24 protein-coding genes are annotated in these 26,641 nt (G+C 46.7%); 13 read left to right on the forward strand and 11 right to left on the reverse strand.

The window, feature by feature from the left end:
* Positions 1-167: 167 nt before the first annotated feature.
* The 3 genes from iolE (at position 168) to FXO21_RS02195 (ending at position 3,484) form a co-directional block, all read left to right on the forward strand.
* Positions 168-1,070, forward strand: a complete 903-nt coding sequence (gene iolE, locus FXO21_RS02185) for a myo-inosose-2 dehydratase (protein WP_149638560.1) — start codon at positions 168-170, stop codon at positions 1,068-1,070.
* Between the two features lie 31 nt (positions 1,071-1,101).
* Entirely contained in the window at positions 1,102-1,335 is a 234-nt protein-coding gene (locus tag FXO21_RS02190) for a hypothetical protein (RefSeq protein WP_149638561.1), read from the forward strand.
* A gap of 157 nt (positions 1,336-1,492) precedes the next feature.
* Entirely contained in the window at positions 1,493-3,484 is a 1,992-nt protein-coding gene (locus tag FXO21_RS02195) for a T9SS type B sorting domain-containing protein (RefSeq protein ID WP_149638562.1), read from the forward strand.
* A 42-nt stretch (positions 3,485-3,526) separates the two neighbouring features.
* Here the strand turns inward: FXO21_RS02195 and FXO21_RS02200 are convergent, their stop codons facing one another.
* The gene (locus FXO21_RS02200) at positions 3,527-4,513 is read right to left on the reverse strand and encodes an acyl-ACP desaturase (protein ID WP_149638563.1); all 987 of its coding nucleotides are present in this window, start codon (positions 4,511-4,513) and stop codon (positions 3,527-3,529) included.
* A gap of 143 nt (positions 4,514-4,656) precedes the next feature.
* Between FXO21_RS02200 and FXO21_RS02205 the strand changes: the two genes are divergently transcribed.
* Both FXO21_RS02205 and FXO21_RS02210 read left to right on the forward strand, forming a co-directional pair.
* On the forward strand, positions 4,657-5,409 hold the full coding sequence (locus FXO21_RS02205; RefSeq protein ID WP_149638564.1) for a lysophospholipid acyltransferase family protein: 753 nt from the start codon (positions 4,657-4,659) through the stop codon (positions 5,407-5,409).
* Positions 5,410-5,559: 150 nt separating this feature from the next.
* On the forward strand, positions 5,560-5,952 hold the full coding sequence (locus tag FXO21_RS02210) for a hypothetical protein (protein WP_149638565.1): 393 nt from the start codon (positions 5,560-5,562) through the stop codon (positions 5,950-5,952).
* Between the two features lie 67 nt (positions 5,953-6,019).
* On the opposite strand, the gene FXO21_RS02215 is transcribed toward FXO21_RS02210, so the two are convergent.
* Together FXO21_RS02215 and FXO21_RS02220 are read right to left on the reverse strand one after the other, a co-directional pair.
* Positions 6,020-6,472: a GNAT family N-acetyltransferase gene (locus tag FXO21_RS02215; RefSeq protein WP_149638566.1), complete on the reverse strand. Its 453-nt coding sequence runs from the start codon at positions 6,470-6,472 to the stop codon at positions 6,020-6,022.
* 46 nt (positions 6,473-6,518) lie between these two features.
* Positions 6,519-6,890 (reverse strand): hypothetical protein, encoded by a 372-nt coding sequence (locus tag FXO21_RS02220; RefSeq protein WP_149638567.1) that lies wholly within the window; start codon positions 6,888-6,890, stop codon positions 6,519-6,521.
* A gap of 178 nt (positions 6,891-7,068) precedes the next feature.
* Between FXO21_RS02220 and FXO21_RS02225 the strand changes: the two genes are divergently transcribed.
* The gene (locus FXO21_RS02225) at positions 7,069-8,316 is read left to right on the forward strand and encodes a DUF748 domain-containing protein (RefSeq protein WP_149638568.1); all 1,248 of its coding nucleotides are present in this window, start codon (positions 7,069-7,071) and stop codon (positions 8,314-8,316) included.
* An 80-nt stretch (positions 8,317-8,396) separates the two neighbouring features.
* Here the strand turns inward: FXO21_RS02225 and FXO21_RS02230 are convergent, their stop codons facing one another.
* Positions 8,397-9,395, reverse strand: coding sequence for a helix-turn-helix transcriptional regulator (locus tag FXO21_RS02230; RefSeq protein WP_149638569.1), 999 nt, complete (start codon positions 9,393-9,395; stop codon positions 8,397-8,399).
* A 113-nt stretch (positions 9,396-9,508) separates the two neighbouring features.
* Between FXO21_RS02230 and FXO21_RS02235 the strand changes: the two genes are divergently transcribed.
* From FXO21_RS02235 to FXO21_RS02250, 4 genes are read left to right on the forward strand one after another with little or no spacing between them, the layout of a single operon-like run.
* The gene (locus tag FXO21_RS02235) at positions 9,509-11,899 is read left to right on the forward strand and encodes a TonB-dependent receptor (protein ID WP_149638570.1); all 2,391 of its coding nucleotides are present in this window, start codon (positions 9,509-9,511) and stop codon (positions 11,897-11,899) included.
* A 28-nt stretch (positions 11,900-11,927) separates the two neighbouring features.
* Positions 11,928-13,157, forward strand: a complete 1,230-nt coding sequence (locus FXO21_RS02240) for a hypothetical protein (RefSeq protein WP_149638571.1) — start codon at positions 11,928-11,930, stop codon at positions 13,155-13,157.
* 35 nt (positions 13,158-13,192) lie between these two features.
* A complete protein-coding gene (locus tag FXO21_RS02245; protein ID WP_149638572.1) occupies positions 13,193-14,368 on the forward strand; it encodes a PepSY-associated TM helix domain-containing protein in 1,176 nt (391 codons plus the stop codon).
* Positions 14,369-14,386: 18 nt separating this feature from the next.
* Positions 14,387-14,590: a hypothetical protein gene (locus FXO21_RS02250; RefSeq protein WP_149638573.1), complete on the forward strand. Its 204-nt coding sequence runs from the start codon at positions 14,387-14,389 to the stop codon at positions 14,588-14,590.
* Positions 14,591-14,684: 94 nt separating this feature from the next.
* Here FXO21_RS02250 and FXO21_RS02255 read toward each other — a convergent pair whose 3' ends face one another.
* The 7 genes from FXO21_RS02255 to FXO21_RS02285 form a co-directional block, all read right to left on the reverse strand.
* Positions 14,685-15,830, reverse strand: coding sequence for a T9SS type A sorting domain-containing protein (locus FXO21_RS02255; protein ID WP_149638574.1), 1,146 nt, complete (start codon positions 15,828-15,830; stop codon positions 14,685-14,687).
* The gene (locus FXO21_RS02260; RefSeq protein ID WP_192579146.1) at positions 15,827-16,705 is read right to left on the reverse strand and encodes an esterase/lipase family protein; all 879 of its coding nucleotides are present in this window, start codon (positions 16,703-16,705) and stop codon (positions 15,827-15,829) included. Before FXO21_RS02260 ends, FXO21_RS02255 begins: the two co-directional genes overlap by 4 nt.
* Positions 16,683-17,201, reverse strand: coding sequence for a DUF6252 family protein (locus FXO21_RS02265; protein ID WP_149638576.1), 519 nt, complete (start codon positions 17,199-17,201; stop codon positions 16,683-16,685). Before FXO21_RS02265 ends, FXO21_RS02260 begins: the two co-directional genes overlap by 23 nt.
* 320 nt (positions 17,202-17,521) lie before the next feature.
* Positions 17,522-19,060 (reverse strand): alkaline phosphatase family protein, encoded by a 1,539-nt coding sequence (locus tag FXO21_RS02270; protein ID WP_149638577.1) that lies wholly within the window; start codon positions 19,058-19,060, stop codon positions 17,522-17,524.
* A gap of 7 nt (positions 19,061-19,067) precedes the next feature.
* The gene (locus FXO21_RS02275; RefSeq protein ID WP_149638578.1) at positions 19,068-19,865 is read right to left on the reverse strand and encodes a YncE family protein; all 798 of its coding nucleotides are present in this window, start codon (positions 19,863-19,865) and stop codon (positions 19,068-19,070) included.
* A gap of 84 nt (positions 19,866-19,949) precedes the next feature.
* Entirely contained in the window at positions 19,950-20,351 is a 402-nt protein-coding gene (locus tag FXO21_RS02280) for a VOC family protein (protein ID WP_149638579.1), read from the reverse strand.
* A 10-nt stretch (positions 20,352-20,361) separates the two neighbouring features.
* Positions 20,362-20,853, reverse strand: a complete 492-nt coding sequence (locus tag FXO21_RS02285; protein WP_149638580.1) for a VOC family protein — start codon at positions 20,851-20,853, stop codon at positions 20,362-20,364.
* A 397-nt stretch (positions 20,854-21,250) separates the two neighbouring features.
* Here FXO21_RS02285 and FXO21_RS02290 point away from each other — a divergent pair, with 397 nt between their 5' ends.
* From FXO21_RS02290 to FXO21_RS02300, 3 genes are all read left to right on the forward strand, one after another.
* Positions 21,251-21,715: a hypothetical protein gene (locus tag FXO21_RS02290; protein WP_149638581.1), complete on the forward strand. Its 465-nt coding sequence runs from the start codon at positions 21,251-21,253 to the stop codon at positions 21,713-21,715.
* 86 nt (positions 21,716-21,801) lie between these two features.
* A complete protein-coding gene (locus tag FXO21_RS02295; RefSeq protein WP_149638582.1) occupies positions 21,802-22,179 on the forward strand; it encodes a hypothetical protein in 378 nt (125 codons plus the stop codon).
* A gap of 100 nt (positions 22,180-22,279) precedes the next feature.
* Positions 22,280-26,641, forward strand: a complete 4,362-nt coding sequence (locus tag FXO21_RS02300) for a CusA/CzcA family heavy metal efflux RND transporter (protein WP_149638583.1) — start codon at positions 22,280-22,282, stop codon at positions 26,639-26,641.

The following is a 26,641-nucleotide window of genomic DNA, read 5'->3' on the forward strand; positions in this document are numbered from 1 at the left end:
AGAGCGAAATACTAAACTTCCTCCCTTCCTCCCTTCCTCCGTCCTCCTCCCTCCATCCTCCTAAAAAAGATAATCTAATAATATACATTTAAAACAGGATGTAGGTGGATTGATCAGAGTGGGAGAAATACCCCCCTTTTCCTCCTTCCTCCATCCTCATCAAAAAAATGAATTTCGAAAACATCAAACTGGGCGTTGCTCCTATTAACTGGACCAACGACGATATGCCCGAACTGGGCGGTGAAAATACCTTTGAACAATGCGTGAGCGAAATGGCGCTGGCAGGCTTTACGGGTTGTGAGGTAGGCAATAAGTTTCCGCGGGATATTAATGTGCTTAAAAAAGCACTGGAACTCCGTGGTTTACAGATCTGCAATCAATGGAACAGCTACGAGCTGACTACCAAAAGCTTTGCAGAAAACCGCAAGAATTTCACAGAACTTCTTGATTTTCTGGAAGTAATGGGTGCCAAAGTAATCGGCGGCGGTGAAACAGGAAATAGCTGTCAGGGTAGAATGGACGTGCCTGTTTTTGAAGGAAAAGGTCTGCTGACGACGAAAGAAGAATGGGACAGCTTTACTTATGGATTAAATGAGCTGGGGAAAATAGCACGCGACCGAGGCATGAAACTCGCTTTCCACCATCATATGGGTACCTGTATTCAAACAATAGAAGAAACTGACAGGTTACTCAATGAAACTGAGCCGGAAAATGTATTCCTCAACTACGACTGCGGCCATTTTCACTTTGCAGGCGAAGATCCGGTTGCTGCCCTGAGTAAATACATTGGCAGGACTGCACATATTCATTTGAAGGACGTTCGTCCAAATGTATTACAGCGCGTTCATGATGAAAGACTTAGCTTTTTAACGGCTGTTAAAAACGGGGTATTTACGGTACCAGGCGATACGGAGGGCTGCATTGATTTCCCTTCCCTATTCGCGATCATCAAGGAAAATGACTACCACGGCTGGATCGTGCTCGAAGCCGAACAGGACCCTGCGAAAGCAAATCCACTTGAATATGCCATTATTGCCCGGAATTTTTTCAGAGGATTGACGGGGATTTAATTAGCAAAACAAAATATTCATATGCTTCATTTTGGAAATTCCAGTTTCTCCTATATCCTGGTTCTGGGCTTGCTTACCATTTGGCGATGAAAATGCGACTTTACTAAGAAAAGCGCTGGACATAATGGGTATCCCTGCCAACGAAAATCTTCGGACCGGAAATCTAAAAACGGTCAATGCATTCAGGAAAACGCTAAGAGACGACCTTCAAAATCCTCATAACCTGATGATCAGAAAGGAAAAGCTGACGCCCATTCCCCAATAAATTCTTCCTGCCATGTAAATACCAGGAGGCCTTGGCGGGCCTCCTTTTTTGTAACCATCAAAAAACAAAAATCTCTGAGTGATAGGCATTTTATATCCATTTCAAGTACTTTTGCTCCCGTTTTCTACTCACGATTCCCCTACCGGCTGTGGCTGCGATGAAGTTCAGCATTTACTTTGCTTTTTTCCTGATTTTATGCCTGATACAGACAGTCGCTGGTCAATCCGTGCAACATACTTATCGTTTTTACGAAGATCTGGCTGTTGCAAAACCTGAATGCGGGCCAGGCCTGGAACCATGGCAGGCATTGGGCTCCTGCCAGAAGGATACGCAGGGCGGAACTTATGTAGAGGACCGGCTACCCTGCGGTGTGCAGCGAAAAGTTTACCGCAATAGCATGAACTGGGGCCTGATGTACCCGAATTCAGAAGGCGCGATCACGACCAATTATACCATTCAGATGTATATCAAGGTAACGGACTGGGGGAATATCTGGGCGCGGATCATCGATTTTTCAAATGGTACCAGGGATGAGGGTATTTATTTCAAAAGCACACCCGGCTCGACCGATCGTTGCCTCGATTTTTATCCTTCCGGCATCACTGGCGCTTGTCCTTACTTCAACAAATCCACTTACTACCTGCTGACTTTCACCCGTAACGGGCAAACCGGAATTATGGATGTGTATGTAGATAACACGCTTTTTACTTCATATGACGATTCAGAGGGGAAATACGTAGGCAAGGCCGGGACACCAATTTATATCTTCCGCGACGACGAGCAAAAACCCTGTGAGTCCGGGATTGCCAACTTTGCCTATTTATCGTTCAGTAACAGGCATTTCTCGCAGAGGGACGTTGACAGTACTTTCAAAGACATTTGCTTTGTTGCCAACATCAATGCTTACGCGGATTTTTCCATCTCCCCTAATCCAAGCTGCGGTTTTCCCAGAAATATCACGGTCGAATATACGGGCATTATTCCTGCGCCGGGCACAGGCTATACCTTCAACTGGGAATGGGATGGTGCCAGGATAATTTCGGGTTCGGGTATGGGACCATATGTGGTGAGCTGGGATACCGGAGGATCCAAGAATGTCGCGCTGACCGTCGTCAACAATAGTTGCGGAAACCCGCTTTACAACCGAAAACAGGCGGTGATCAGCAGCCTTGACCTGACGAGCACGACTGTTTCGGGGGATTGTGAAGTAGGGGAAAAAGGTACAATCACATTACGCGGCCTGGAAGGTACGGGACCTTATGCATACTCGATTGATTCAGTTAATTATCAGCAGGATTCGGTTTTCGTGGTGCCGATCGGTACTTACCGGTTTTTTGTAAAGGATAAAAACGATTGTACGATAGCGAAGAACATCGTAGTTGAGTTCAACGGAGACATTCAGGTGGCTGCGATGGCAGATACGGTCGTTTGCTCCGGCGGGTCCGTCAGCCTCGACGTCACGGGAAACGGGGAGCAATACTCCTGGTCACCGGCATTCGGGCTGGATGATCCTTCTTCAAAAACACCTGTGGCTTCCCCTGGGCAAACTACGCAATATATTGTTACAGCTAAAAAAGGAACGTGCACCAAATCTGACACTGTTATTGTGGAGGTCGCCCCCAAAGTCCAGGTCAATGTAACTCCTGATGCAGTCATTGAGTATAATGTCCCTTACCAGCTTTCAGTTTCGTCACCACAGGTAATGGATTTAAAAGGCGCAATTTTCAGTTGGTCGCCGCCCGAGGGACTCGACAATCCTGCAAGTCAGAGTCCGAAGGTGGTTCTGCGGGAGGATAAATCTTACAGCGTAGAGCTCACCGGTCCAAATGGCTGCAAAGGAAGCGGAATTGTAAACCTGACAGTAAAAAAAACGGAGAATATCACAATCCCGGGCGTGTTCACACCCAATGGCGACGGAAAAAATGAGGTACTGATGCCTGTTCTTACCGAGATCGCTTCAATACGGTATTTTAAGATCTTTAACCGATGGGGCGAGGTAGTGTATTATACTGATCAGATCAACAACGGCTGGGACGGCCGTTACAAAGGCGGTAACCCCATGACTGGGACTTATGTTTGGGAAATTGAGGGAACTTCGGTCAAAGGCAAGGTGGTCAGAAGGAAAGGGTCAGTTCTTCTGGTTAAATAAAAACGCCCTTCATGGGAAGGGCGTTGTCTGTGAAACTATTTCTTAACTGATCCAGCTAAATTCGTATTGCAACTCAGGAATGCGGGTTCGGTCTGCGATTCTCCTCAGTCTGCCCGGCAGGGCCATTAAATAGTCCCGAGCCTTTTCCGCTTTTTCGTTTATTCCCTTCACCGAGCCGATCTCCCATTCAATCAGCAGGCTTTCCAGAATTTCGATATAGTCCATGGTTGTATACACACCCAGGCGTTGTGCGGCATCTGAGAAATGTGCGAAGGTATCGCCCATTTTAACCCCCGTTTCGCGCATGAAATGGGCTGGCATGACGATCTTCTTCTTCATCATATCGTCCAGCGCCAAAACCAGCTCAGAAGGATCGATTTCGAGAATCCGGGTAACAAATGTTTTATAAGCTTTTGCATGTCGCATCTCATCGGAAGCGATTACTCCGCATATTTTGGATAAATGCGGGTTACCGAATTTTTTAGCCAATGTGGCGGTACGACGATGCGAAACGTTTGTCGCAAGCTCCTGAAAAGAAGTATATATAAAATTGCGATAAGGGTCACGGTCAGTGCCGATATCAAATCCGTCGGCGATCAGGTATTGCGTAGACACCTCCATTGCGCGCATATTGACGCGGCCAGAGAGGTACAGATATTTGTTAAGCAAGTCCCCGTGGCGATTTTCTTCTGCCGTCCACGCTCTCACCCACCTTACCCAGCCCGACTCCGGTTCGTCGACCTGATTGATACCGATCACATCCACCAGCCAGGACTCGTAAGTTGGCAGTGCCTCTTCGGTAATGGTATCACCGATCAGAACAGCCATGTAATCGTACGGTAAATCGCGGCAGCTTTCCTGTAAAAGCTTCACCTCACGAACGAAATCCTCATTCCTGGAATCCGGCAAAAAATCAGAAGGCTGCCAATTCTCGTCAATTGGTTTTAAGTATTCTGCTATCAGTCCATCCAGGTCTTTTCCTATATGTTTCATGACTTCTAGCCTCTCTGCTGAAAGTGCGGTGTCCATCGTCAATTCGTTTAAAACGCTCAATATATATTTTACAAATAACGTCAATAATCTGTAAGTTTTACATGATAAAGGTCATTTCGAATTCCAGATTTTGAGATAAAACAAAACAGTTTTAGACTATTTTTGCAGAAAAAATACGAATGAAAAAAATCATTGATTACCTGTTAAGTGTCATCTATCTTATTCATTTCGGATTAACGCTGCTGGTATTTCACGTCATTCAGGTCGTCGCTTTCAACCTTTTCGGGAAGAGGGCCCACAAAGTAGTGGTCGACTACATGAATTTTTCACTGACTTACGGCCTCTATTTCACCGGCGCCCGCATCACATTGCGCAGCCTCACCATATTGCCAGAAAACCGCCCGATCATATTTGTAGCCAATCATCAAAGCAGCTTCGACATTGCAGCTGTGTATTGGTTCCTGAGAAAATACCACCCTAGGTTCGTCTCCAAGATAGAACTTGCAAAAGGTGTTCCAGGCATTTCCTATAATCTACGAAAAAGCGGCGCGGCGCTGATCAACCGCAAAGACGGAAAACAGGCTATTACCGAGATCGCCCGCCTGGGCAAGCTGATCCAGGATGAAAAATCTTCTGTGATTATTTTTCCCGAAGGTACCCGCACTGCCACCGGCATCATGCGGCCTTTTGTGACCGGCGGTGTAGCCACCTTGTTGAAACGTGCTCCCGATGCGCTGATCGTGCCGATAGCGATCGATGGAACCGGCGCATTTAATCCGAAAGGAATATTTCCGCTCAAATCATTTTCCAAACTTAGCTGGACAGTGCTCCCCGGCATTGAGCCCGCCGGAAAAAAGGTCGAGGAAATTCTCGCCGAGGCGCAGGAAGAAATCAGAAAAAATATCCGCATTACCTCAACTCAATCAATCTGAGCTGGTTTTCAATCCATTAGCAAGCTAACAAGAGGGGTAAACAAATTTGCTTTTTAAGCAGTTTACTTGCCTTAACAATTGTTAACAATGACCTTTTAAACCTGTCTGGTCCGGGGCTCTCTAACCCACGAACTTTAACATTTATTGGTCATGAAAAAGATACTTTTTGCCGTCGCAGTACTTGCTCTTGGATTCACATCCGCCTCTGCCCAATATGGTCCGCGCTACGACAGCCGCGATCGTTACGATCATAGTGACAGAAGCAGGCACGGAAACGATATTAATTATATGCAGCGCCAGGCGCGGCAGCAAATAGCCCAGGGGGTACAGCGGGGCACCCTGAATTCCCGTGAAGCAAATGCATTAATGAGCCAATACGAGCGCATTGAAGCCAGGGAGCGCAAATACAGTCACCGCGGAAGATTATCGCCCCGTGAAGCAAGAATCATCCGACAGGACCTGGAAAGGCTAATGGCCGATACGCAAAGGCTGAGCAGCCGGAGAGGCGATGGCTGGGCACGCGAGCGCAGACACAGATATTGAGTTTTTTATGGCAGTTGAAGGTTTAGGGTAATGCAAAAAGCGCCGGATCGTTGATCCGGCGCTTTTTTTATTCTTCGTTTCTGAAATAACGCACCAGTTTTATGTGCGATTTCTCGAAACCTTCATGCTGGTAAAACTGGTGCGCCTGTTCGCGCGTGCTGCGGGAAGTTACCTCCATTTGAACCGCCCCGGCCTTTTTGGCGAAATCAATAGCACGAGAGATAAGTGCCTTCCCAATTTTCAGAGAGCGGAATTCCGGCTCCACGTACATTTCCTGAATTTCGGAAACCAGCGCGGCATGGTGAAGAAGAGACTGAATATGACAACTCACAATACCTACTGCGACATTTTCATAAAATGCCAGAAAATAGCGGATATTGTTGTTTTTTAGATTCCTTTCGAACGCAACATCGAAGCCTTGCCTGTCCAAAATCATGTCTTCCAGTCCGCATATCATTTTGTAGGCAATCTCCCGGTCTTCGGCAGTTGCCGCCCGGATCTGGAGATGGTTCTGATTCATTTGCTATTCTTCAGTTGAGTATATATTATCAACAGCAAAAATAAGCTTATTTCTCAGGCCAGAGTATGATCCGCTTTCCTTTATCTCCCCAAATGTTTTCCTGAAATTCTTTTAACTCCTCCTGGCTATAATTCTCCCAGTCGAGGCGGCTTCCGTCGCAATGATAAGCGACACACCCAATGCAGGACATATGTAACAAGCTGTAATTGATCACTTGCTCCCCGCCGATTTCAACCAGTGTGATCGTCAGCATGTCTTCCTGTTTATCTGCTTTGGCTTTATCCATCAATTCGCGCAGCCAGGGGAGGTTACGTATTGGGTCTTTCACGCCGCACGCGGTCAGTTTGGAAGCGGGATTCTCGTCTTTGCACGAGAGCGAGATCAGCAGGGTTATCAGAAAGGGTAGTGTTTTCTTCATGGCAGACAGGTAGGAAGTTGAGTTTGAAGGTAGACAATGTCCGAGGAAACAAAGTTGTAAGACTGGAAATTTATTCCTCCGGTATCGCTGCGTTGACACCATGTAATCTGCAATTTCAAAGCGCTTTGGTACGATTGTTTCAATCCCGGCTCCATTAAACGGCACACGATCAAAGAACATGGCAGCTCAACCGGAAAAACGCAAAGTTTCTAAAAAGAAACGCTTTACAATGATCCTCATCGGTATCGTTGCTTTCATCGTGATTATCCGACTCATCCTGCCTTACGTAGTACTGCATTTTGCAAATAAAAGTCTGGCAAACATGAAGGGTTATTACGGGCACGTGGACGATGTCGATCTGGCCATCATACGAGGCGCTTACAGAATTGACAGTGTTTATTTGAATAAAGCCGATACGGTCACCGGCAAGCAAACGCCGTTTTTTGCCGCATCGGCAATTGACCTGTCTCTGGAATGGAAGGCATTATTTAAGGGTGAGATCGTAGGCCAGTTGTTTTTCCAGCAGCCCTATCTTCGGTTTACCAAAGACAAGGTAGAACCGAAAGAGATAGTGAAAGATTCGGCCGATTTCAGGAAAGTGCTCGATCAGTTTATGCCGCTCAATATCAATACCTGCGAGATCAACAATGGCATTGTGGAATATAAGGACTTCACCAGCACCCCGAATGTGGATATCTCCATGACGAACTTGCATCTGATAGCACGAAATCTGCGGAACAGCTATGATTCTACGGCCCTGCTCCCGGCCAGCGTCAATGCTACCGCTGATATTTACGAAGGAACGCTTCGTGCAGATGCTAAACTAAACCCTCTTGCCAGCGCTCCGACCTTTGATGTGAGCGCGGAACTTAAAAATACAAACCTGGTCAAAATGAATGATTTTTTCCAGGCATATGCCAAAATCGATGTCAACGACGGGCGGTTTGGTTTATATACGGAGGTGGCCGCAAAGGATAATGCCTTCACGGGATACATAAAGCCTTTAATCCAAAACCTGGATATCCTGGGAAAGGAGGACAGAAAGGATAATATTTTCCAGAAACTATGGGAAGCAGTTGCAGGAGGTGTCGGCGAGGTTTTCGAGAATCAACGTAAGGATCAGGTAGCTACGAAAATTCCATTCAAAGGTAGGTTAGACAACCCTAAAATGAACGTCTGGCTTGCGATTACGAATGTTCTGCAGAATGCTTTCATCAGCGCACTGCAGCCTTCCATCGATAACGAGATCAGTATTGGCTCTGTGGAAGCTCCTAATGAAGAGAAAGAGACTCTTTTACAGAAAGTTTTCGGTAAAGACGATCAGAACGAAAAGAATCGTAAAGCCGAAAAAAAAGAGCAGAAAAAGAGTGAGAAACAGGAACGTAAAGAGGAAAGGAAAAACAAAAGAGATCAGAAAAAAGAATAGCCGGGCCTTTGAGCGTGGCTATTTCCACCAACGAATGAAACCTCAGTTTGACAATCTGTTCTGGCCCCTATTCGCCTTATCTATTTTCTGACATCCTTGGGCAAATAGCCGAACTTTTTCTTAAAAGCCGCAGTGAAATGCTGCGGGTTTTTATAGCCTGATAGCGCAGATATATCAGCTATGGTGCCACCATACTGGGTTTCTGCGAGCATTTTATGAGCCTCGTCAAGACGGGAATTTGTGATATAGCCAAAAATCGTCGTGCCGTAAAGCTGCCGGAAACCTTCCTGCAATTTGGTACGATTGATCCCTGCCACGCGCGACAACTCGTCTATTGAAAAGGGGGCATACATATTCCTCAGCAGCAACGCTTTAACTTCGTGAAGCTTTTCAATATCCGACTTTTTCAACGGTTTCTTTTTGACGTCCGAGGCATTAATCTGGCTGATCTGCATGGTCAGAAGCTCAATTACCTTTGCTTCAATAAACAGTCTTTTGAGGGCGCCTTCAAACTGACAATCCCTGATCTGAGTTAATATCTGCTTCATCGCAGGCGTAACCGGAAAACTTCTGCCGCCCATAATGGAGGGTAGCTTTTTTTCAACATTGCGTCCAAATTCATGTAGCACTTCCAGGTCATCGTTAAAAATCCGCCTCAAAAAATCCAGTGAAAGTTCAATTTCCACACTTTGCGAAAGCGGCTTTCTGAGATAATTCAGCTTACCTTTTAAAGAAGGGTAAAAAAGCAGGCAATGCGAGCCGCTGAAAATCACGGCATCAGCTTCAAATTGAGCATCCGGCAGGTAAATGCAACCCGTCGACGACAATTCAAAGTGCATTTGCAAATAGGGAAAATCGCTTTCCAGAATATGCACCATGTCCCTTTCCAGAGACCCTTCAATCATTGAAACGATCATTCCGGGACAATATATACGATGAACTTTTGAGTTTATTCCCTCATAATGCATCTCCTCCCTGACTTCCCTGATCTGCGACCGGTCGCCAACCTGATACCCCTCCGCAAATTCCCGCACGTGGTTAAGCTCTGCAAAATCTTCGGATTTAAACACGATTTTCATTCGAGTCCTGTTTTTGGCGTCATTAAAACTGCTTTTCGCGTTAACTCAGCCGTAAGGATACCCTTACTTTTGCAGTTATTTTTAAACAGTCTTAATAACAAATCTATACAGAATTGACAAGAATTCTATTCCTCTCCTCTATTTTAATATACTGCCTGATTTTTAGCGCCAAAAATTCCTGTGCACAGGATGTAAATATCATTCGCGGAACTGTTAAAGATAGCCGGGGAGATCTGCTTGTCGGAGCGGCGGTGGTACTGAACGGTCTGGACAAAAGTGCATTAACCGATAGTTCCGGCGCATTTCGAATTGCCGCCCCGGCGCGTAATTTATATACGGTCAGCATTCAGTTTATCGGGTATAAAAAACTCGTCAAAACCCTGTCAGAAAAAGATTTAAGAAAAAATGATCTGATTTTCACTTTACAAGACGACCACACACAGCTTTCGGAAGTGGAAATATTGGGCAAAACAGAAACGCAGCAGGCCAGGCTCCAGCCAATAAAGGCCGAGGTAATTAACACAAAAGCAGTACAGGAACAGCCTTCAACACTGGTGGAACTGATGAACCGGTCGGCCGGGATCCGCATCCGGCAAACAGGTGGGCTTGGCTCCAATGCCGGTTTGATGATGAATGGTTTTCAGGACCGCGCGATTAAGAATTTCAGGGACGGAATCCCGCTCGACTACCTGGGTGCCGGGTATAATATTTCGCTCGTACCCGTCAATATGCTTGAACGTGTAGAGGTTTACAAAGGTGTTTTACCAACCGCACTGGGCGCCGACGCGCTGGGAGGGGCCGTGAATATGGTGACTAAAAAATCGCTCTATCGCTATGCCGAGGCATCTTACGAGGTTGCTTCGTTCAATACCCACCGGGCATCAGTAAATGCATTATACACCGATTCCACGAGGCATTTCTTTCTGGGAGCAGACGCATTCCTGAACAAGTCCGATAACAATTATAAGGTTGATGTGATTGTGACAGACCAGGAAACTGCTGCCCGCACTCCGGCTACGGTACGTCTGTTCCACAACAAATTTACCAACTACTATGCCGAAGCATACGGCGGGTTGACAAACCTTAAATGGGCAGATGAGTTGCGCGCAGGGATTACCTGGTTTAACATCAACCGACAAAACCAGTATGGCGCGTCGATGGCACAGCCGTTTGGAGCGTCGGTCAGCAGGCAATATTCGGTGATACCGACCCTTCGTTACCGGAAGAAATTCGGAAGGCTGGGCCTTGATCAGTTTCTCACGGCCAGTAGTATCAACACAACACAGGTGGACACCGTCAGAGGCACATACGACTGGTACGGTAACTTTATCCCGAGCCCGTCGCGCCGGGGTGAGATTTCAATGCGCGGAACATTGTCGGACATTAAATTCTCCTATTTCACTTCCCGCACTCACCTTGGTTATCAGCTGAGCGAAAACCACCTGGCTGAAATCAATGTGGTTTCAACTCATATCGGTCGCACAGGACGTGATCCGCTGGGCCTTACCTTGCCTGAAACCGGGCAGGATATATTGTCGCTTCCAGCCAAATATTACAAAATCATCGGCGCAGCTGGAGTCCAGTCTTCTTTTTTTAACGACAAACTCACCAACAATCTTATTGCCAAATTTTTCCATTACAATACTTCGACCATCCATGTAGACATCTACGGAACAGCGCTGGGCGAACACCGGGCTACCTCTGAAAACAGTTTTGGCATTGCGGAGGCGCTGAAATTCGCCTTGACTCCCAATACCTTCATCAGGGCCTCGGCAGAAGCGGCTACGCGGCTTCCGGAGCAGGACGAAATGTTTGGAGATGGTAATTTCCATCGCTCCAATTTTCTTTTGAAACCCGAAAAAAGCACAAACATCAATCTCGGTTTCCGGACAGAAAAAAGAAATGCATACAGTCTGGAAATCAACTCTTTTTACCGCATTACCAAAGATCTGATCTTACGGATGCCGATCGATTTTTTATTTACCCAAAACCAGAACGTTGAAAGTGTGAAAGGATTGGGCCTTGAAACCGATCTGACCGTGTCTATCAAACCCTGGCTGCGGGCGAATGGAAATTTTACTTATCAGGATTTCCGCCTTTTTGATACAAGTAACAGGCTTAAAGAAAAATCGCGCCTCAGAAATACGCCTTACTTTTTCGCCAACCTGGGGCTGAACAGTACGATTAACCACGTAGGCGGAAAAGGGAAAATACACTTGTATTATTTTTTCACGTTCGTGCGGGAATATTATCTCGACTATATACCAAAATCGCTGGAACCCGACGGCTTTCTGGGGCTTTGGGGCAAAGCGAAGTTTGACGCTCCCAATATTATCCCAAACCAGGCCTTGCATTCGGCAGGCTTCACTTACAATCCTGGCGGCGAGCGGTTCTCAATCGGTTTTCAGGCCAAGAACTTCCTGAACGCCCGTGTTTACGACAATTTCCGCATTCAGAACGCCGGCCGCAGCTTGCATCTTAAAGTCAATTATATCCTCAAATAAGTTTACCGTTTTATCAAATCCCCATATCATGAAAATTAAATTATTTAAGTACCTGCTTTATTTTTTCGCCGCCACTGCCTTTATCAGCTGTACTTCTGATGATAATAATGAAAACCCGGCTCCTGACGACAAAGACAAGTTTGTCCTGATGACGAACTCGACGCGGTTTGAAGAAGGATACCTGACTTCACTTTCTGGTTTTCCAACCGGAACAGTAAAGAATACAAACGAAAAGACATTGGGCCTGAAAAGCGCGTTCGGTTTCCGGACTTTCGGTAAATGGATTTTTAACCGTACCAATGCCGCCGGTGATGAAGGGCTGCAAAAGTTTACAGTGAATGCGGACGGTAGTATGAAAGACGAAGGTTTCATCGCAGGCTCAACGCAGTTTCTGGTTGTTAATGAAACAACAGGCTATTACCTTGACCCTACCCGTGGCACTTTGAAATTACAGAAGTTTAACCCGACTACGATGCTTCGTACCGGCGAAATAGATCTTTCGAACCTGAAAAAGGCAGGCGTTGAGTACCAATCGATCGGACAGCATACTATCGCGGCAAAAGAGGGAAAACTTTACGCAGGAATCACCTACGGAACCACAACAGGTGCGGGATATGGCGACGATCTTTACAATACAGTTGAAATCGCCGTGATCGATATGGCAACTGAGAAGTACGAAAAAACCATCAAATACGACGGTTTGCGCAGCATTGGCTGGGGTTCTTCGGGAAATAAAATGTGGTCAATCGGCGACGATGGTGCATTATATCTTTACTCAACCGGCCTGGGAAAAATGCTTTTCGAAAAATCATCGATCATCCGCATCAAAAAGGGTGAAACCGACTTTGACAAAGACTGGATTCTGACGGCACCGAACGGTAACTCGATCGTGATGGCTTTAATTAAAGGCGGCAAAGTGTATTATGAAATGACTTCAACGCCTTTAAAAACGGATTACTCGAACCTGACTGCCAGCATTTTCGACTATTATACCCATGATATGAGCACCAAACAGAACACAAAAATCACAGGCATGCCGCTCCACGACTATGCTTATGCCAACGAGCAGGCTATTACCGAGATTGACGGCAAAGTGTATCTGTGGGTGAGAAACGGAACAGTCACCAATGTTGGGAACACACAGGTAACCACTGTAAACGAAGACGGCTATTACGTCGTCGATGGAACAACGGCAACTTCCGTTTTCAAAGTTGACCACGACGGTACCATCCAGGGTTTTGCCAAGTTAAGCGAATAATTGCATTCAGGATTCACCGGATAACCTTTCAAACTATGAGCTCTGTAAGAAAAATTCAAACCTGGTTTCAGATCCACAAATGGACGAGCCTTATCTGCACAGCCTTTTTGCTGATGCTCTGCCTCACCGGCCTCCCGCTGATATTTCATGAAGAGATCGAAGAACTGGAAGGAAAGCCGCATCTGGCAAAGGAAGTTCCAGCCGGGACACCGCTGGCGGGGTTGGATAAAATGTCAGAAAATGCGCTGGCAAAGTATCCTGAAAAGGTTATCCGCTATATCTACTGGGACGAGCATGAGCCCAACACCACCGCATTCAGCCTTTCGGATTCCATTGATGCGGCACCCGACAATTACACAACGGTGATCATGGATGATCATACGGCGGAAGTTTTGGAAACACCCAATTACCAGGAAGGCTTCATGTACATCATGTTACAAATGCACATTGATATGTTCATGGGCATCGGAGGCAAACTTTTCCTCGGATTGATGGGACTGCTGTTTATCGCGGCGATCGTGTCGGGTATTATGCTTTACGGCCCGATCATGAAACGGTTTGACTTCGGAATGGTGCGTACCGAGCGCTCGACCCGGTTGAAATGGCTGGATCTGCACAACCTGCTCGGCGTGGTAACGATCGTGTGGGGCGTGGTTGTTGGTTTTACTGGGGTCATCAACACTGCTTCGGAGATTGTGCTTGGGCTGTGGCAAATGGGACAGCTTTCAGAAATGACGGCACCCTACAAAACTGCGGGGCCACTCACCGGCAAGTTAAGCTCACTCGACCAGGCCATTGTACTGACGAAGCAGGCAGCGCCGGATATGGAGCCGTCGCTAATCGCCTACCCGGGAACGCCGTTTACCAGTAAACACCACTACGCGGTTTTCGTAAAAGGTAACACACCGCTCACAAAAAGAATCATCAAACCTGCGCTGATAGATGCAAAAAAAGGCGAGTTGACAGACATGCGCGATATGCCCTGGTACGTGAATGCACTTTTCATTTCGCAGCCACTGCATTTTGGCGATTACGGCGGACTTCCTATGAAAATTATCTGGGCGCTGTTTGACATTGCGACCATTGTGATCCTCGGCAGCGGCTTATACTTATGGTTTGCCAGAAATAAGGCTACCCGGGCACATATTAGCAGATTAAGCAAGAATGAAACAGAAATCCTGACCGTTCAGGCTCAAAATGAAAATGCATAATCCCATAAGTATCTAAATATGAAAAGCACTTTTTGGAAAGTCTGGGGAATTCCGGTGATCATTGGAATATTATCGGGTATCGGTCTTTTGTCTGCACTAACCGGCGATGGTTTTTTCGACATATTGTCCTGGCTAACACTCGGAATACCGGTATTTATTACGATCTGGTATTTAATAAAAGCAAAGAATAAGCGTGATGACAGAAGGATCAGGTCTATGTGAAGTGATGTAAGTTCTAGAAAATATTCATTGCAAACTAAGCAGCTATCAGCACTTGAAAGTGACTATCAGCTGCTTAGTTTTTTATTTTTATTACCTATTTCTTTATAAAGACCTGACTATTTTCTTCCCCGTTTTCAAAAATTACTTTCATAATATATTGCCCGGATAAAAGTTTTCTGATATCAATCTCCTCTCGCGGAAGTTTCGATTGATAAACTTGCTTACCAGCTTTATTGTAAATCTGTATTTCTGAAATTACTTGGTCTCCTTTCATGAGACGAATACGATCGTCGCTATCAGCAGGATTTGGGTATACAAATATTTTCTTTGCATCGAACGCTACCTCCTTAATCTCGCTGTAAGCAAATGAACCGTCGCGATCTACCATTTTCAGTCGGTAATAATTGGCTCCTGGCAGAGGAATCTTATCTGAAAAAGAATAATCGGAGGTCAAATCACTCTTAGGAAAAACCGTACCGATAGCAACCCACTTCTTCCCGTCTTCGCTTCTCTCGATACTGAAACGATCAAAATTCACCTCTGAAACAGTTGTCCAATTCAGCAATGCCACTTCTCCTTCTTTTTTTGCCAGAAAACTACTCAACTTCACCGGCAGCGGCTCATCCTCACAATCCTCCACAGCCGCATTAAAAATCGAAACCTCATTCATGATCCATTCCGCCAGCTCAAAATGGTCTGCGAGAGGTCTCCTGTGATCAAAATTACCGACAGTCGCAAATATGGATGCGAAAGGCGTTTTTTCCAGTTTGTTGGGATCCGTAGCGATATTATGATACCAGTCATTTGTATCGAAATCGAGTGCACTTGCAGTAGGTATAAAGCAACCATTGGGCATCCGGATATTTGAATTTACACCGACCCCATTCAGACTTTCAGCCACCAGTTGAAATATAGGGGTAAAACTACCCGGCATTACATCTGCGGGTATCTGCGCGTTATAATATCCAGTGATATTGCTGGATGTAAATACCGCGCTGGCGACTGAAATGTACATGATCGCAAAAGGCAAACCAGAAAATGGGACGGTTATATTGTACGGAAGCGGGGATGCAATCCCAGACAGTGCGTATCCAATAAATGGTGCATTCTTGGCGCCGGAGAAGCTGAAAGCAAGCGGATTTGTTGCCAGAACACTGCCATTATGATCTATCCAATTGTTCAGATTATTCATATAGGCTTGTCCGAGTCCCGTCCAGTTCCCTAAACTGGCAGCGATCATTTTGCATTTCTTCGGATAGCCATTCCCCCAATCAAACCCTTCATCTGATTATAAAATCCGGTAAACGCCGGATTCACATTGGCGACATCACCATTAATATAGTCGGTATGGTAAATAAGCATCTGTTGTGCGGCATAGGAATGAATGGACCGTGCCTGGTGCTGAATTTCCACGCTTAAACCATAGGTAACAACATTATTATCCAGCCAGTCAATCATATCCTGCATACTTAAAGGGATGTTAGCCCCTTTTTGCGGAGCATCGAAAGAGAAGAACAAGCCGACATTGTGAGGAAGTGCATTCGCTTCCATATAATTCAAAGCATACCTGGAAACAATTCCACCCATGCTGAATCCCGCCAAAATAATAGGGCAGGCAGAAGCCTTCGTCGCGTTAATATGCTGGATCAGTTTTACCAAGAGAAAAGCATTTCTCTGTATAAGCTGACCTCCATCATCATAGTCGAGCACTATCAGATCATATCCCTGAAATCGGAGCTGATTTGCGAGATCGTCAAATGAATTATCAATAGATCCATTTAACAGGGAAATAATTCCGTCACAGCTATACTTATCAGTCGGATCAAAGCCTTCTGCAATGATTATTGGCTTTAATATTGTTCCAGAAGTATTGGTCCAGGCAGGATAGACTGAGTATCTTCCGCTTGCTGCCTGATAAGAAAATGGATCACCTGATGAACCAGGAGTTGCACCCGGCACTGAAAAATGTGTTTTAACTTCATTCGGCGCGGCAGCATATCCAATACTCGCAGTGATTGAAAAATCGCCTTGCGACAGTGCTGAAGCATGAATAAGAAGCAAAGCAGAAGTAATAAATATTTTGAATGTTGATCTAGTTTCCATATTTGACGTCAAAAATACCTTGTGAGAAATTTTTTATAATATTGTTTTTACTGCCTTTCAGTTGAACTTCAAAGGTTCCGGATATTACCTTGTTGACCGTATCAAATCGGGTAATATTCACAGTGTTTGTTCCACCGGCATAGGCGAAATATTCGTCATCGACTAATTTTCCGCTATACTCTGTTTTCGAAGCCCGCTTATCATCCACATTCAATTTGTAACTTCCGACAGACCTGATATCAAGAACCACCAGTTTCAGCACTTCCTGATTCGTGGCCTTTTGCGCAGTAATACCCAGAGAACCAAGATGTTCGTAATACGACGAGTGGAGCTTAGAAGCACCAAAAAAATCAAAGCTTCCTTTTGGCAGCCAGACCTTCCCGTCAATCTTCACCCCGAAGGTGTTAAGCCCCTCCTGAGTCGGTTCGGGCAGAATCTGCTTTGGTTTGCAGCTGTGGATCAGACTCGCCACGGTCATTGCTATTAAAATCAATTGCAGTTTTGTCATTTCAGTAAAGGTTAAAATGTAATTCGTCCTCAATCATTCCGGTTAGTTCGGAATAGGTGAGAAGAAATGGTAAACTCTTAAACACACTTCTTTGCTTCATGGCTTTGTTTTTTAGATGATAAATGATGATTTCATAAGCTGTACTTATAAATTATTTTTAGAAATAATTAAGTAGTCACTTATCGGCAATATGAAGTTTATTTGAAATGAAACAGGCGAGAATTACCAAACGGCAACCGATAGTTTAATAAAAGGTATTATAAAAAAACCGGGCAGCTTCCAATGGAAACTGCCCGGTTAAATACTTTGATTATGTAATATTACTTCTTAAATACCCGTTCGGTTTTACTGAAATCGAAATACTTATATCTACCCAAAACAGACATTTCCAGCGTTAAAAAGTAAGTCCCCCAATCGTGCGTTACTTCCGTTTTAATTAACTCTTTTTGTACAGTTCCTGTCGCCCTGGAAGGTTTCTTTAACAGCTCGGAAATTGACCTTCCATCCATTTGCGCGGACTGCTGAATATGATAGATGCTGAGTATAGTGGGCACGATATCGATGTTCGAAGTAGGAAGCTCGGTTACTGCCCCATTTTTAAAATCAGGGCCTTTGGCAAATAAATTAATATGTATCTCGTACGGGCTCGATCCGCCGTGCCCCGCTTTTCCTTTCGAGTAATCTGTCCCTGCAAAACCCTTTTCATTTTTCACATCGTTCCAGGCTTTTGCCACGAGAATATCGCCCGTCCGCTGCGGATGATTAAAATGAATTGCATCAAATGACAGCGTGCCTTCCACCCAGCCATGGTTATCGCCCGCCTGTTTGGCTTTTGTAAAAATCGCCCCGATCCATTCTTCTTCCTGCAAACTCGCCACGATCTTCCTGATCAATTCCGGGTCGTGGTTTTTGACATAAATACTTCCCTCAGCCAATATCACATCATCAGATTCTTTGTCTTTCTTTAAGCCTTCCTGTATCAGAAAATCGGTCAGACTGATACTGCCGATCTGCGTTACAAACCCGTGGTCCGTCGAAATAATGATGTTATACTTTCCATCAAGTCCCCTGCTTTGCATCGCTTCGAGAATTCGCCCGAACTGCCCGTCAACAAATCTGATCGCTTCCACCGCCTCGGGTGAACCGATACCGTTTTTGTGTGCCGCACCGTCGGGATCCGAAAGCCAGATCGCACTTACGAGCGGCCCGTCTTTAGCCAGTCCGTACTTTAGCAATGCATCCGTCACCCATTTGTGCTTCGCAAGCCCCTCGCCTACTTCTCTCGGCACTTCCCCGATTTCTGCTAAAACCTGCGTTTTGAACGTTTCCGGCAAAATCAGTTCGGGATTTATGATGGTACCGTTTGCCTGATGGTTTTGTAAAAAAGCCTGACCGGTCGTTCCTGAGCTGAAAACCATCATTTTCTCACCGGCTGATTCCAGTATTTCGCCCAGTGACGGGGATGTCAATATTGAACCTCCCGTCGCGCCGGGGATTTTAATCAAATCCTCGTGACCGGTACCAATGCTTTTCAACGGATCCACCTCCGGAATATAAATCGCATTGCCCAGTAAACCGTGCGTGCCCGGGTAAGAACCTGTCGCATAAGAAGCAGAATTAACCCGCGTGACCGTTGGAAAAACGCTGTGGTGATTTTTGGCAAAACTTGCCGTTTCCTTGAAAGCAAACAGATTAGGCATCTGTTCCCTGGTAATATAATCCGGCCGCAGCCCGTCGAAAAAGACAATCAGGGTTTTATTCCTGGTGTTTGATGTTTCCTTTCCGGCCTGCCCGAAGACGGTTGAAATAGCCAGTACTAAAACAATGGTCACCTTAAAAAATGTAGTTATCCTCTTCATTTTCAGGTTATTTTATTGTTGAAATGGTTACGGTATTCGTTGAACGTTTGATTCCGTACAACGTCAGAGGAGCTTTTATGGATTTGTCGAACGCGATTCCCTGACCTTCGATCGGTGCGGGCACCGTGGCAAGGTGTTCGAGCGTAAAGCCCGACTTTGGCAGCTGCAGCACATACAGTTCAGCGCGGTCGTGCCCGGTACAGTACAGTTTACCGTCGTTTCCCCAGCCGCCGCCGGAGTTACTTTTAGGTGTAAAAAGAGCGATCAGATTTTTGGGAAATACCCACGATTCGAGTTCCCGCCATTCCTTGTCGTATTTGACAACCGCCGTCCAGCGCACATCACGGCCCTCGCTTGCCTCTTTACCCGCATAATGTGCGAAACCCGCCCACCAAAACCCGTCTTTCCGGTCAATCCACGTAAGCGAACCGTGCGGGGCAATACCAAAGCTGTGGTTATCAATATGCTCCATCGTATTGACGTCAAATATCTCGATTGAGCTTGCCATCGGAATTTCGGGGTAATTGGTGTTGGCACAATACAATTTTCCTTTGATCACAACTCCACTATTCAGGTGCTTAATTCCCTCCTTTTCACCATCCCAGGTTTTGAGCAGTTTCGCATCCTTTTTGCTGTATTTACCAATAGTACTGTTGTTGATGACATAGAAGAACTGATCGTCTACCGCGACCGCCTGCTTGGCTTCCTTCACCTGAAAAGCAGAAATTTCGGTAGCTGTCTGAGCTGGGGAAATGCGTGCGCCAAATAGCGCGAAAAGGAGAAAGAGTTTGCCGTAAGTGTTCATTTGCGTGGGGATACTATTATCTGGTAAAAGTAGCCAATCACGCTCCTTACTCGTTAAGTTAATGTTATTGTTTGCTGTCGACGGTCAGATCACTTCGAAAATCCATTGGATTGCATATTTATCCGTAAGTGTCGCCCACTGGCCTTTTTGAAAAGCCGGTGACAGAGGGCCTGTCACTTCACCCTTTCGGGAAAGTTTATCGAAAACAAATTTCAAATGCGCATTTCCCGCCATGCTGATCAGCAGCGAAACGCTATTGCCTGCGTACAGCCCTTCCTCATTGCCCAGGTCGGATGCAAAGAGGCGAATGTGTTCAGATTCCAGACTTGCCTGTACGATCAGCTGTTTCATTTCGTCCGGCAAATCACGCCCGAAAGGGGCTTCGCCGAGGTATGTGAAGCGCAGCTCGCCGCCAAAGCATGACTGGTAAAACCGCATTGCCTCTTTGCAATTGCCGTTAAATGTCAGATAAGGATAAATCGCCATTACTATATGCTTACTGGTTATAAGCAGCTTCCAGCTCAGCTATATTAAGCTTTTTCATGCTGCCAAGCGCCTGAAACATCTGTCCTACCCGGCGGGGCTCGCCGGTACTGCTTTTTTGCCCCAGCATGGCGGGCACAATCTGCCAGGACAATCCAAACTTGTCTTTCAGCCAGCCGCACATGCTTTCCTCGCCGCCATCTGCTGTCAGCTTGTTCCAGTAATAATCAATCTCCTCCTGGTCCTTGCAGGAAACGAAAAAGGATATCGCCTCGGTGAACCTGAACATCGGGCCGGCATCGAACATATGCATTTGCAAGCCATGCACGCGGATTGATCCCGTCATCACCTGGTTCGCCGGAAAAGGGCTTCCCTCACCCCATTTTTTCAGCATGATGATCTCTGAACCTGGAAACACAGTGGTATAGAAATGCATCGCCTCTTCGGCGCGTCCGTCAAACCACAAAAAAGGAATAATGCCCTGGTTAGTTGTTAAGTTGCTCATTTTTAAATAAATGGAATATGGTTAATAATAACTGAATGAAAGCGTTCGCACTTGTACCTATCAAAAATCCCGACCACTTCAATACCGGCATCGCACACCAGCCACGCCTGGCCACACTACAAAATTGCCGGAAATATTGCAAAAAAATGGGGGGTGATTACGGCGATAATAGGGGGCGATAGCGTCAACCGCGCTTTCTCTTCCAAGTAGCGTTAATCTACAGGAAGGGACGAAGGGAGGAAGGGACGAAAGGACGAAAGGACGAAGGAGAAAAAAAAATTGTCCTCCCTTCCTCCTTCCTGCTTCCTCCTTCCTCCTTTCCTCCCTTCCTCCTTCCTCCCCTGCAAGGAACTATTCTTTATTTCGATTAACTTAAAGCCATATTAGCCATCACGACATGAAGCATCTTCGTTACTTAATTGCATTCGCATTGCTCAGCATATTTCTGCTGGCCGGCTGCGACCCTTGCAGTGATACCGTCGACCGGATCGCCTCGCAAACTTCGGTTTATCTTAAAATCGTAGATCAAAACGGAACGAGCCTCGTAGATTCCCTGAAAGGCCCCTACTACCCTGACTCTGTCAAAGTGACTACTACCGAAACCGCCAATACCTTGTTTGGCCCCGCGAGAGCCCCGCTGGACACCAGTGATTTTCTCTTCGAACTTCATCCGCCATTGAACGCGTCCCTCCGATCGGTAGTATTATTGCATTTGAACCAAAACGACACCGATACCCTGCAATTCGATTACGACCTGATCACTCACAAATGTGGCTCCTATTATCAATTTTCAACGTTTTGGCTCAATGGAAAAGAGATAGCGCTGACCAAACCTTACGGAATCCTGGTATTGAAAAAGTAAGCCGCTACACTTTTTTGCCCCGCCGCGGAATGCTGTTCCTGAAACTATTACTTGCACAAGCAACTATCCCGACCTAATTTAGGATCGTGAAAAGGCTCATCTTACATATCATGCTGACCATCCTGATCCTCGATACGACCTCACTGTATCAGGTTTTCAAGGTGCCGACGCTACTCCGTCATTATGTAGAGCACAAGACGTTGAACCAGGATATCAGTTTTATGGACTTCCTCTCCATGCATTACTGGGGCGACGATATGGATGATAACGACGATGATAAGGATATGCAGCTGCCTTTCAAAAAGTTCGAAATTCAGCATACCAGCTTCCTTTTCGTCCCTTTTTCAAATGCATTTACCTTTAAAAATACCCTCTGGCCCATCAAGCAGGATTACGGCCCTGACCAACCGCAGGGACATTACAATGCTGCACTAGGCGCGCTCTTTCGTCCGCCACGAGTTTAAGTACCGACATACAGCAGGATAAATCTATCCTGTCGCGACTATGCGCTCACTTTCTGCTGAGCCCATAGCCTGTTTGCTGTGTATTTATACTCAATCCGATATGCTTTATAAAATCATTCAATTTTCAGTTCATAATAAACTGGTAATTGGTCTCTTCATGTTGCTGTGGGTCGCCTACGGAACTTACGAAGTGACGCAGTTACCAATCGACGCCGTTCCCGATATTACTAACAACCAGGTACAGGTAATCACCACCGCGCCCGCATTGGGCGCCGAAGACGTGGAAAGGCTTATTACCTTTCCCATCGAACAAGCGATCAGCAATATTCCCGGCTTAAAAGAAAGCCGCAGCCTGTCGCGTTTCGGTCTTTCTCTGATCACGATTGTCTTTGAGGATGGTTCCGACATCTACTGGGCGCGCCAGCAGGTAACCGAGCGGCTGGCGCAGGTAGCTATCAACGAAAACGCAGAAAAACCCGAACTCGCGCCAGTCACCACCGGATTGGGCGAGATATATCAGTATGTGATCAAGCCCAAAGCAGGTTTTGAAAAAAAATATTCACTTGCTGACCTGCGCACAACGCAGGATTGGATCGTAAAACGGCAGTTGCTCGGTACGCCCGGCGTAGCTGACGTTTCCACTTTCGGCGGCGACCTCAAACAATACGAAGTCGCAGTGAATCCGGCCAGCCTTAAAGCGGTTAATCTCACGATCAGCGACGTATTCACTGCGCTGGCACGGAACAACCAGAATACCGGCGGCGCGTATATAGAGAAGGGTCCCGCTGTATTATATATCAGAAGTGTGGGCCTGGCCAGCTCACAGGCGGATATTCAGGATATTGTTGTGAAGAATAACACCAACGGAACGCCGGTACTGATCCGCGATATTGCCGAAGTACGGCTAGGCTCCGCGATCCGCTATGGTGCGTTAACAATGGCAGGGAAAGGTGAATTGTCGGGTGGGATCGTGATGATGCTCAAAGGCGGCAACTCTTTCGAAGTGGTCAGCAATGTCAAAAAACGTATTGCAGAAATTCAGAAAACGCTTCCGGAAGGATTGGAAATTGAACCTTTTCTGGACCGCACCAAAATGGTCAGCAATGCAATCGGGACGGTTGAAAAAAACCTGGCGGAAGGTGCGTTGATCGTAGTACTCGTGCTCGTGCTATTTCTCGGGAATCTGCGCGCCGGACTGATTGTAGCGTCGGTGATCCCGCTTTCGATGCTTTTTGCGGTTGCGATGATGAATACTTTTGGCGTAAGCGGCAATCTGATGAGCCTCGGCGCCCTGGATTTCGGTTTGATCGTCGACGGTGCCGTGATCATTGTGGAAGCTATTCTGCACCACCTGCATACTTCCAGACGGTACGCGGGTATCAACGCGATTTCGCAGCATGAAATGGATCGCGAGGTAACCGGCTCAGCTTCCCGCATGATGAATGCCGCGGTTTTCGGCCAGATCATCATTCTGATCGTTTACCTGCCGATCCTCTCGCTGTCGGGTATTGAGGGAAAAATGTTCAAACCGATGGCGCAAACCGTGGCGTTTGCGATTCTCGGTGCATTTATACTTTCACTTACCTATGTACCGATGATCAGCGCCTTGTTCATCAGTAAAAAACTCAACCACAAACCGACCCCCTCCGACCGCATCATGGTCAAACTGGAAAGTGGCTACCAGCGGCTGCTGGTGCGCGCGCTAGGTTATAAAAAAAGCCTGGTAATCGCTGCATTTGCATTGTTTGGTACGGCTGTTTTTGTCTTTTCACAAATGGGCGGGGAGTTCATTCCGCAGTTGGAGGAAGGCGACTTCGCGACAGAAACGAGGCTGCTGGTCGGTACGAACCTGAGTACGACAATCGATGCGATCAACCGGGTTTCCGAAACTTTACAAAAACAATATCCGGAAGTCGAAAAGGTGGTTTCCAGGATTGGCAGCGCCGAGATACCTACCGATCCGATGCCGATTGAGGGAGGGGATATGATCATTGTTTTGAAGGATAAATCGGAATGGACCAGCGCGGAATCATTCACCGAATTGGCCGATAAAATGGCCCGGACTGCCCAGGAAGTAGTGCCAGGCATCACAACCGGCTTTCAGTATCCGGTCCAGATGCGCTTCAACGAGCTTATGACCGGCGCGAAACAGGATGTGGTCTGCAAAATTTTCGGCGAAGACCTGAACAAGCTGGCCACCTATGCAGAACAGCTCGGCCATATCTCCAAAACCGTAGCAGGTACCGCCGACTGGTATATTGAAAAAGTAACCGGCATGCCGCAGATCGTCATCGAATTCGACCGGCCCGAAATTGCGAAATACGGATTGAATATCGACGATCTGAACCGAACTATTAATGCGGCATTTGCAGGCGCTACCGCCGGACAGATCTACGAGGGCGAGAAGAAATTTGACCTGGTGGTCAGGGTCGGGAATGAAGGCCGCAAAAGTATGGCCGACGTGCGAAACCTGCCTGTTTCCACGCCCTCCGGCATCCAGATACCACTTTATCAGGTGGCGAATATTCAGGAAATAGAAGGCCCGAACCAGATCCAGCGGGAGAATACACGGAGAAGGATTATCGTCGGATTTAATATAAGGGGCCGCGATGTGCAGTCGATCGTGGAAGAACTGCAACGGAAAGTGGAAGGAAAAATTCGTTTTGAGCCTGGTTACAGCGTCACTTACGGGGGCGCTTTTGAGAACCTGCAACAGGCCAAGGCGCGGCTCGCAATAGCAGTTCCGGTCGCATTGCTGCTCATTTTTGTGATGCTCTACTTTGCATTCTCGTCCGTCCGGGAAGGTGCGCTGATCTATACGGCGATCCCCCTTTCAGCGATCGGCGGCGTATTTGCACTTGCCATCCGAGGTATGCCCTTCAGCATTTCTGCAGGCGTGGGCTTCATTGCGCTTTTCGGTGTGGCTGTGTTAAATGGCATCGTACTGATTTCGGAATTCAACAGGATCAAGGCAGAAGGAAACATCAAGAACGCGCTTGAACTGGTATTGACGGGTACCCGGAACCGCCTGCGTCCGGTGTTGATGACTGCCGCCGTGGCTTCGCTGGGATTCCTGCCGATGGCGCTCAGCAATGGGGCCGGTGCCGAAGTGCAGCGTCCACTTGCGACCGTTGTAATCGGTGGATTAATCACTGCTACCTTGTTAACTCTGTTCGTGTTACCCGCCTTGTATCTTCTGTTCGAGGGTAAAAGTAAAATCGGCGGAATCCCCGGGCAGCTAATTTGGGTACCGCTAATTTTTGCTGCCAACCTGGCCAGCGCCCAGCAACTGCCCAAACCGATCGGGCTACCTGCCGCTATTTCGATTGCCGGAGAGAAAAACCTTCAAATGCAAACCGCACGGCTGGCGCAGAAAAGTAGTGAGCAATTACAGAAAACTGCATATGATATTGCCAAAACGAATATCAATGCGGACGTTGGCAAGTTCAATAGCGCCAATAGCGACACGCGGTTCGGGATCAGCCAGACTTTTAGTTTTCTGTCTGTTTATACCAATCAGCGAAAAACCCTGGAAGCCGCTTTCACGGCAGCCCAGGCGCAAACACAGCTCACTGAACTGGAATTACGCACAAGCCTGCGGCAATTCTTCTATGAATATGCCAGTCTTGCTGAACGAAGAAAACTGCTCGTTTACGCCGACAGTATTTTCACATTATTTGAAACAAAGTCCAACCTGCGATTTGAAAAAGGGGAAGCAAATGTACTCGAAAAAACCGCCGCTCAATCTCAGCGCCAGCAGGTCACAAACCAGCTGAATATGCTGAAAAGCGACATGGAGGTGATTGTAAGATCCTTTAATCTGCTCATCAGGGACAGTATCCAGTATGTGCCGGAAATCGCAGACCCGCGCATTGAAAATACACTGACAGTCCAGGATTCAGCCGCGGGCCGGTTTCCGCTCCTCGACGTGGCCCTGAGCCGGCAGCAGGCATCCGAGTTCCGCTGGAAAACGGAAAAGGCCAGGCAGCTGCCCGAGCTGACCATCGGATATAACAATCTCAGCATAGTCGGTTCCCAGCTTATTAACGGACAGGAAATCAGTTACACAGGTAAAAACAGGTTCAGCTATATCAATGCAGGCATCGCGGTACCACTGTTTTTCAAAGCGCAGTCGGCGCGGGCTGCGGCAGCGAAGACGGAATTTGAAAAAACAAAAATGGAAACCGAATACCTCACACAACAAGTCCGGGCTGAGCGAGATAATGCGCAGATCCAGGTACAAAAATTCCTGAAAAGCCTTGAATATTTTGAAAGTCAGGGATTAAAAAACGCTGACATGATCATCAAAACAGCTGATGAGCAATTTCAGGCTGGCGAGATCGATTACCTGCAATGGGTTATCCTCGTCAATCAATCGATTGCGATACGCAGCGAATACATTCAGTCACTCAGCAGCTACAATCAGGCTGTGATCCAGTTGTTAAAACTCAATAATCTGTAA

The sequence above is a fragment of the Dyadobacter sp. UC 10 genome, from assembly GCF_008369915.1.
Lineage (GTDB): Bacteria > Bacteroidota > Bacteroidia > Cytophagales > Spirosomataceae > Dyadobacter.

Bases quoted from the DNA above. Each gene is read 5' to 3' on its own strand.
- iolE (WP_149638560.1), top strand. From the start codon at position 168: ATGAATTTCGAAAACATCAAACTGGGCGTTGCTCCTATTAACTGGACC.
- FXO21_RS02195 (WP_149638562.1), top strand. From the start codon at position 1,493: ATGAAGTTCAGCATTTACTTTGCTTTTTTCCTGATTTTATGCCTGATA.
- FXO21_RS02200 (WP_149638563.1), bottom strand. From the start codon at position 4,513: ATGGACACCGCACTTTCAGCAGAGAGGCTAGAAGTCATGAAACATATA.
- FXO21_RS02205 (WP_149638564.1), top strand. From the start codon at position 4,657: ATGAAAAAAATCATTGATTACCTGTTAAGTGTCATCTATCTTATTCAT.
- FXO21_RS02210 (WP_149638565.1), top strand. From the start codon at position 5,560: ATGAAAAAGATACTTTTTGCCGTCGCAGTACTTGCTCTTGGATTCACA.
- FXO21_RS02215 (WP_149638566.1), bottom strand. From the start codon at position 6,472: ATGAATCAGAACCATCTCCAGATCCGGGCGGCAACTGCCGAAGACCGG.
- FXO21_RS02220 (WP_149638567.1), bottom strand. From the start codon at position 6,890: ATGAAGAAAACACTACCCTTTCTGATAACCCTGCTGATCTCGCTCTCG.
- FXO21_RS02225 (WP_149638568.1), top strand. From the start codon at position 7,069: ATGGCAGCTCAACCGGAAAAACGCAAAGTTTCTAAAAAGAAACGCTTT.
- FXO21_RS02230 (WP_149638569.1), bottom strand. From the start codon at position 9,395: ATGAAAATCGTGTTTAAATCCGAAGATTTTGCAGAGCTTAACCACGTG.
- FXO21_RS02240 (WP_149638571.1), top strand. From the start codon at position 11,928: ATGAAAATTAAATTATTTAAGTACCTGCTTTATTTTTTCGCCGCCACT.
- FXO21_RS02245 (WP_149638572.1), top strand. From the start codon at position 13,193: ATGAGCTCTGTAAGAAAAATTCAAACCTGGTTTCAGATCCACAAATGG.
- FXO21_RS02250 (WP_149638573.1), top strand. From the start codon at position 14,387: ATGAAAAGCACTTTTTGGAAAGTCTGGGGAATTCCGGTGATCATTGGA.
- FXO21_RS02255 (WP_149638574.1), bottom strand. From the start codon at position 15,830: ATGATCGCTGCCAGTTTAGGGAACTGGACGGGACTCGGACAAGCCTAT.
- FXO21_RS02265 (WP_149638576.1), bottom strand. From the start codon at position 17,201: ATGACAAAACTGCAATTGATTTTAATAGCAATGACCGTGGCGAGTCTG.
- FXO21_RS02270 (WP_149638577.1), bottom strand. From the start codon at position 19,060: ATGAAGAGGATAACTACATTTTTTAAGGTGACCATTGTTTTAGTACTG.
- FXO21_RS02275 (WP_149638578.1), bottom strand. From the start codon at position 19,865: ATGAACACTTACGGCAAACTCTTTCTCCTTTTCGCGCTATTTGGCGCA.
- FXO21_RS02280 (WP_149638579.1), bottom strand. From the start codon at position 20,351: ATGGCGATTTATCCTTATCTGACATTTAACGGCAATTGCAAAGAGGCA.
- FXO21_RS02285 (WP_149638580.1), bottom strand. From the start codon at position 20,853: ATGAGCAACTTAACAACTAACCAGGGCATTATTCCTTTTTTGTGGTTT.
- FXO21_RS02290 (WP_149638581.1), top strand. From the start codon at position 21,251: ATGAAGCATCTTCGTTACTTAATTGCATTCGCATTGCTCAGCATATTT.
- FXO21_RS02300 (WP_149638583.1), top strand. From the start codon at position 22,280: ATGCTTTATAAAATCATTCAATTTTCAGTTCATAATAAACTGGTAATT.